Genomic DNA, 6,786 nt, shown 5'->3' on the forward strand with positions numbered 1-6,786 from the left:
GATTTATTATCTCCGAAAAAAAGCACTAACTCAAAAAATAGAAAAAGAAGAATTAGCTTGGATTTTATTGAATTTTAATCAGAAACGTGGATATTATCAATTAAGAGGAGAGGATTTAGATGAAGAAAAAGATAAAATTTTTGTTCAATTAAAAGTTGATAGAATTGTTGATTCTGGCGAAAAAGTTAAAGGAAAAATTCTTTATGATGTTTATTTTGAAAATGGGTGGAAATACGACAAACAAATAGTAAAAACTGAAGATTGGATTGAGCGTTCAAAAGAATTTATAGTAACCGAATCTCTTTTGAAAAATGGCGAAACTAAAAGAACTTTTAAAGCAGTTGATTCCGAAAAAGATTGGATTGCAATAAAAACAAAAACAGAACAACAAATCGATCAATCTCATAAAACCGTCGGAACTTATATTTATGAAACGCTCCTTCAAAATCCTAAGCAAAAGATAAAAGGAAAATTGGTTCGTACAATTGAAAGAAAGTTTTATAAATCTGAATTGAATCAAATTTTAGAAAAGCAAAAAGAATTTCACCCTGAATTTCAAAATGATGATTTGTATTCGGATTGCATTCGTGAATTATATCGAAATAATGATGCGCATCAATTAACGCTCAGCAAAAAAGATTTCGTTCATTTATTTTTAGATGATATTATCTTTTACCAAAGACCTTTGAGAAGCCAAAAATCATCCATTTCCAATTGTACGTTGGAATTTAGAAAATATAAAGATGAAAATGGAGTAGAACAGTTGAAATATCTTAAAACTATCCCAAAATCAAATCCTTATTATCAGGAATTCCGCATTTGGCAATGGATGTACAATCTTTCCATTTATAAAAAAGATGATGATCAAAATCCTGTAACGAAAGAATTTTTGAATTCTAATGAAGATTATGAAAACCTTTTTGAATTCTTAAATAATAGAAAAGAGGTTGACCAAAAAGCATTGTTAAAGCATTTTAAATTAAATGAAAAAACTCATCGTTGGAAGTATGTAGAAGATAAAAAATATCCTTGCAACGAAATCAAAACGATGATTTCATCGAGGTTGGATAAAGTTGAAGGGATTTCTGATGGATTTCTGACAAGAGAAATTGAGCAAAAACTTTGGCATTTGATTTATTCTATAAATGATAAAATAGAATATGAAAAAGCACTGAAATCATTTGCCAGAAAAAATCATTTGGATGAAGCTTCTTTCTTTGAAGCTTTCAAAAAATTCCCGCCATTCAAAAGCGAATATGGCTCTTATTCTGAAAAAGCGATTAAGAAATTATTGCCATTAATGCGTTTAGGAAAATATTGGAATTGGGAAAATATAGACCTTTATTCTCAACAAAGAATTGAAAAAATAATTACTGGAGAATATGACGAAAATATTAAAGATAGGGTAAGAGAAAAGGCATTGCATCTTACCAAAGAAAATGATTTTCAAGGTTTGCAATTGTGGTTGGCTCAATATGTTGTTTATGGAAGACATTCTGAGGCATCCGTTCTTGGCAAATGGAATTCTGCAGATAATTTGGAGGAATATCTGAAAGAATTTAAGCAACATTCGCTTCGTAATCCGATTGTTGAACAGGTTATTACGGAAACACTTCGTGTGGTAAAAGATATTTGGATGAAATATGGAAATGGCGCAAAAGATTTCTTTAGCGAGATTCATATTGAATTGGGTAGAGAAATGAAAAATACCGCCGAAGACCGCAAGAAAATTACCAATATTGTTACTGAAAATGAAAACACAAATCTCCGTATTAAAGCATTATTAGCTGAAATGATGAACGATAATTCGGTAGAAAATGTTCGTCCATATTCGCCAATGCAACAGGAAATTCTAAAAATTTATGAAGATGGAATTTTAAATTCAGATATTGAGATTGAAGATGATATTTTGAAAATCAGCAAAACTGCACAACCAAATTCTTCAGATTTAAAAAGATATAAACTGTGGTTAGAACAGAAATATAAATCGCCTTATACTGGGCAAATAATCCCATTAAATAAGCTTTTCACAACGGAATATGAAATTGAACACATCATTCCGAAAAGCCGTTATTTTGATGATAGTTTCAGCAATAAAGTGATTTGCGAATCTGCAGTAAATAAGCTGAAAGACAATTATATTGGACTTGGTTTTATTAAACAATTCCACGGACAAATTGTGGAATGTGGTTTTGGAAAAAATGTAAAGATTTTTGAAGTAGAAGAATACGAAGATTTTGTTAAAAAACATTACGACAAAAATCGTGGCAAAAAAGCAAAACTTTTAATGGAAGAAATTCCAGAAAAATTCATTGAAAGACAGTTGAATGATACTCGTTATATCAGTAAATTCATTTCGGGAGTGCTTTCCAATATTGTTAGAGGTGAAAATAACGATGATGGCGTAAATTCTATTAATATTGTTCCTGGAAATGGAAAAATCACCACACAATTAAAACAAGATTGGGGATTAAACGATGTTTGGAATGAATTAATTCTGCCACGTTTTGAACGAATGAACCAGCTAACCAATTCAACTGATTTTACTGCTTGGAATGAAAACCATCAGAAATTTTTGCCAACCGTTCCGATTGAACTTTCCAAAGGATTTTCAAAGAAAAGGATCGACCATCGCCATCACGCAATGGATGCTTTGGTAATTGCTTGTGCGACGAAAGAGCATATTAATTTTATGAATAATGAGCATGCATTAAGGAAAGGAAAAACTAAAGATGAGAAGCAAAATATTCGCTATGATCTACGAAAAAATCTTTGTTATAAAAAATATAATGGAGAGTCAAAAGAAAACTATAAATGGATATTTAGTAAACCTTGGGATGATTTCACAATAGATGCAAAACAGCAATTAGATACCATTATTGTAAGTTTCAAACAAAATCTTCGTGTTATTAATAAAGCTACGAACTATTATGAAAAATATGTTGAAAAAGACGGCTTAAAAACAAAAGAAAGAGTAGAGCAGACAGGAACGAACTGGGCAATACGAAAACCGATGCACGAAGAAACGGTTTCTGGAAAAATAGATTTACCTTGGTTAGAAATTAGCAATGGAGAATTTATAACTGCAACAAGAAAGAATTTAGATACAAGTTTTACAATTGAAAAAATTAACAAAATTACTGATACAGGAATTCAAAAAATACTTAAAAACTATCTTCACACAAAAGATAATAATCCCGAATTGGCTTTTTCCCCAGAAGGTGTTGAAGACTTGAACAAGAATATTGAAAATTATAATGATGGAAAATTACATCAAGCAATTTTCAAGGTTCGTTTATATGAAAAAGGAAAAGGAAGGTTTGCTTTAGGACAAACAGGGAACAAAATTAGTAAATACGTTCAAGGTTCTCCCAACTTATTTTTTGCTATATATAAAGATGAGAACGGGAAAAAAAGTTTTGAGAGTATTCGTTTAGATATAGTTATTGAAAGATTAAAACAAAATTTGAATCCAGTTCCTGAACTAAATAATAATGGACTTTCTATTTTTCAAACTTTATCACCATTAGATTTGGTTTATATTCCTGCAGAAGATGAAATAGAATTGCCACATTTTATTGACTTTAGTAAATTAAATAAAACTCAACTAGAAAGAATTTATAATGTCAATGACTTTTCAGGATATACCATCTACTTTAGTCAAAATTCATTCGCTAAAAATATATATCCTAAAGAAATGGATATGACTTGGAACGAAAAAAAACAAAAGCCTTCAGGTTCATTTGATTCTAAAACAGCATCTTATAATAAAAAATCAATAAAGGAAAGTTTTATCAAATTGAAAGTTGATAGACTTGGAAACATTTCAAAAGCCTAAAAAATGAACCGTTCAGACTTCATAAAATCATTAGGATTAGGAATGGGAGGTATCATACTTCCCACAACCTCCTATTTCACTACACAATTGGTTAAAATATACGATAATTATGTTCGTGGCATTCAGTTCTATGATTTTAAGAAAATTGCAGAATTACTAAAGCAAGGAGATGAGATTGTCCTAAAAAGAGATTCAGAAAATATTCACGATGCTTTTGCTACAGAAATACGTTTCAAAGAATATAAATTAGGTTACATCGCAGCTTATGAAAATATTGTTTTAGCCAATATGCTGAATCAAAATATTAGTTTGATTGGCAAAATCAGTAAAATTGATTTGAATTCTTATGATAATAAAGTTGCAATTGAAATATATGCAGAATTGGTAATTCCATCAGAGAAGCTAATTACAATGATGAGTTCTGAAAATAGATCTGATGATGCGATAGATTTATACCGTAATAATTATTAAAGTTTAATTATGATCACCCGCTCCATCTACATCGGCAATTCTGCTTATCTCAAACTCAAAGACGAACAAATGTACATTCTTTGTCCAGAAACTAGGGAAATAAAAGGTAAAGTTCCGGTGGAAGATTTGGGGCTTTTGATGTTGGATCACTTTCAAATCACTATTTCCCACCAGCTTATTCAGAAAATGATGGGAAATAATGTGGTAATCATCAGTTGCGATGCACACCATTTGCCGCATGGTATTATGTTGCCGTTGTACGGACATTCCCAGCATTCAGACAGAGTCAAAGATCAACTGGAAGCAAGTGAACCGCTAAAAAAACAACTCTGGAAGCAAACCATAGAATGCAAAATTGAAAACCAAAAGGAAGTTTTAATCCGTTTAGGAAATTATTATGAGCCAATGGTTAACTATCAGAATAATGTAAAAACTGGAGATATTACCAATATGGAAGGTATCGCAGCGCAACATTACTGGAAATACCTCATCAGTTTAGATTTTTTGCGTCAAAGGTTTGGGGAGTCACCAAACCCGTTTTTTAATTTTGGATATGCGGTTTTGCGCAGTATTGTAGCACGGGCGATTGTAGAAACGGGTTTGCTTCCGGTTTTAGGGATTTTTCATAAAAACAAATACAATCCGTATTGTTTAGCAGATGACTTGATGGAGCCTTACCGTCCTTTTGTAGATCTGTTGGTAATGGATTGGCTGACTAAAAACCCCGATTCAGAGGAATTGACTAAAGGATTTAAAGCACATCTCTTGCAAATTGCAACCAAAGATGTGTTGATCGATGGCAAGAGAAGACCATTAATGGTGGCGGTGAAAACAACCGCTACCTCGCTTTACAAGTGTTATACAGGAGAAAAACGTTTGATTGATTATCCGGAATTAATATGAATGCCGAGAGGTTTAATGCCTACCGAATTATGTGGGTTTTAGTATTGTACGATTTACCAACCGAGACCAAAGCCAATATGAAAGATGCGAACCGCTTTCGTAAAGGTTTGTTGGATGACGGTTTTGCGCTCTTCCAGTTTTCGATGTACATGAGACATTGTCCGAGCCGTGAAAATGCTGAAGTACACATTAAGCGGGTGAAATTTATGCTTCCGAAAGCAGGTAAAGTTGCCATTATGTGTATTACCGATAAGCAGTTTGGTGATATTGAAATCTTTTTTGCCAGAAATAAAGAAGAGCCACCACCGACTTACCAACAGCTCGAATTATTCTAAATTCCATATCCTAAAAACAACAATAATCTACTGAGAATCAGCAGATTATTGTTTGAGGTTGTTCCTCGTCACGAAGATAATAATTTTTGAAAGCAATTCACAACTCTGACATGATATTGATATTAAAAATTAAAGTTGTTCCTCGTCACGAAGATAATAATTTTTGAAAGCAATTCACAACTGATCATTATCGCAGGAATATGTACTGCTAGTTGTTCCTCGTCACGAAGATAATAATTTTTGAAAGCAATTCACAACTGACGGCCATCGCATCAGGTTTGTAACTTAGTTGTTCCTCGTCACGAAGATAATAATTTTTGAAAGCAATTCACAACTACATTGGTTACGGCTTCTGAAATGCCGTCGTTGTTCCTCGTCACGAAGATAATAATTTTTGAAAGCAATTCACAACCGGAATCAATGATACTCCGTCATCATTGGCGTTGTTCCTCGTCACGAAGATAATAATTTTTGAAAGCAATTCACAACTTTTCCTACAACAGTCATTTTCATTTTGGGGTTGTTCCTCGTCACGAAGATAATAATTTTTGAAAGCAATTCACAACTAGTCGAAACCAAAACAAAGCCAGCGTCTTGTTGTTCCTCGTCACGAAGATAATAATTTTTGAAAGCAATTCACAACGCGGGCGTCGGTCATCATCATACCAAATTTGTTGTTCCTCGTCACGAAGATAATAATTTTTGAAAGCAATTCACAACAAGAGTTCACATCACCAGCTGTTAAATTAGGTTGTTCCTCGTCACGAAGATAATAATTTTTGAAAGCAATTCACAACGGGTGGTGAAAAGATTACCAAGAAAATTAGGTTGTTCCTCGTCACGAAGATAATAATTTTTGAAAGCAATTCACAACCATTTTTTACGACATTAAATTTCTGAAACGGTTGTTCCTCGTCACGAAGATAATAATTTTTGAAAGCAATTCACAACGTATTAAGTCTGTGGATGTCTCCTAAAGACGTTGTTCCTCGTCACGAAGATAATAATTTTTGAAAGCAATTCACAACAAAGAAGATTACGAACTCGAAGATTGTGAAGTTGTTCCTCGTCACGAAGATAATAATTTTTGAAAGCAATTCACAACGGGTGGTTCGGTTGTATGCGTTCTCGATAAGTTGTTCCTCGTCACGAAGATAATAATTTTTGAAAGCAATTCACAACATCAATTACTGCATCATCTTTTTATGAATCGTTGTTCCTCGTCACGAAGATAATAAT

The 6,786-nt window shown here is 32.6% G+C and carries 4 protein-coding genes and 1 CRISPR repeat array; all 4 genes read left to right on the plus strand.

The window, feature by feature from the left end; translation table 11 throughout:
• Window positions 1–3,838: type II CRISPR RNA-guided endonuclease Cas9 (cas9, locus tag WBY99_RS07275; RefSeq protein WP_423975668.1), on the plus strand; the 3,838-nt coding region annotated here is incomplete at its 5' end.
• A gap of 3 nt (window positions 3,839–3,841) precedes the next feature.
• Entirely contained in the window at window positions 3,842–4,309 is a 468-nt protein-coding gene (locus tag WBY99_RS07280; RefSeq protein WP_423975669.1) for an HIRAN domain-containing protein, read from the plus strand.
• 9 nt (window positions 4,310–4,318) lie between these two features.
• Window positions 4,319–5,212, plus strand: a complete 894-nt coding sequence (gene cas1, locus WBY99_RS07285; RefSeq protein WP_423975670.1) for a type II CRISPR-associated endonuclease Cas1 — start codon at window positions 4,319–4,321, stop codon at window positions 5,210–5,212.
• The gene (gene cas2 / locus WBY99_RS07290; protein ID WP_423975671.1) at window positions 5,209–5,547 is read left to right on the plus strand and encodes a CRISPR-associated endonuclease Cas2; all 339 of its coding nucleotides are present in this window, start codon (window positions 5,209–5,211) and stop codon (window positions 5,545–5,547) included. Before cas1 ends, cas2 begins: the two co-directional genes overlap by 4 nt.
• A gap of 57 nt (window positions 5,548–5,604) precedes the next feature.
• Window positions 5,605–6,729: a CRISPR direct-repeat array (repeat unit 47 nt; unit sequence GTTGTTCCTCGTCACGAAGATAATAATTTTTGAAAGCAATTCACAAC).
• Window positions 6,730–6,786 lie beyond the last annotated feature (57 nt).

The sequence above is a fragment of the Kaistella sp. genome, assembly GCF_049588135.1.
In the GTDB taxonomy this organism is placed as follows: domain Bacteria; phylum Bacteroidota; class Bacteroidia; order Flavobacteriales; family Weeksellaceae; genus Kaistella.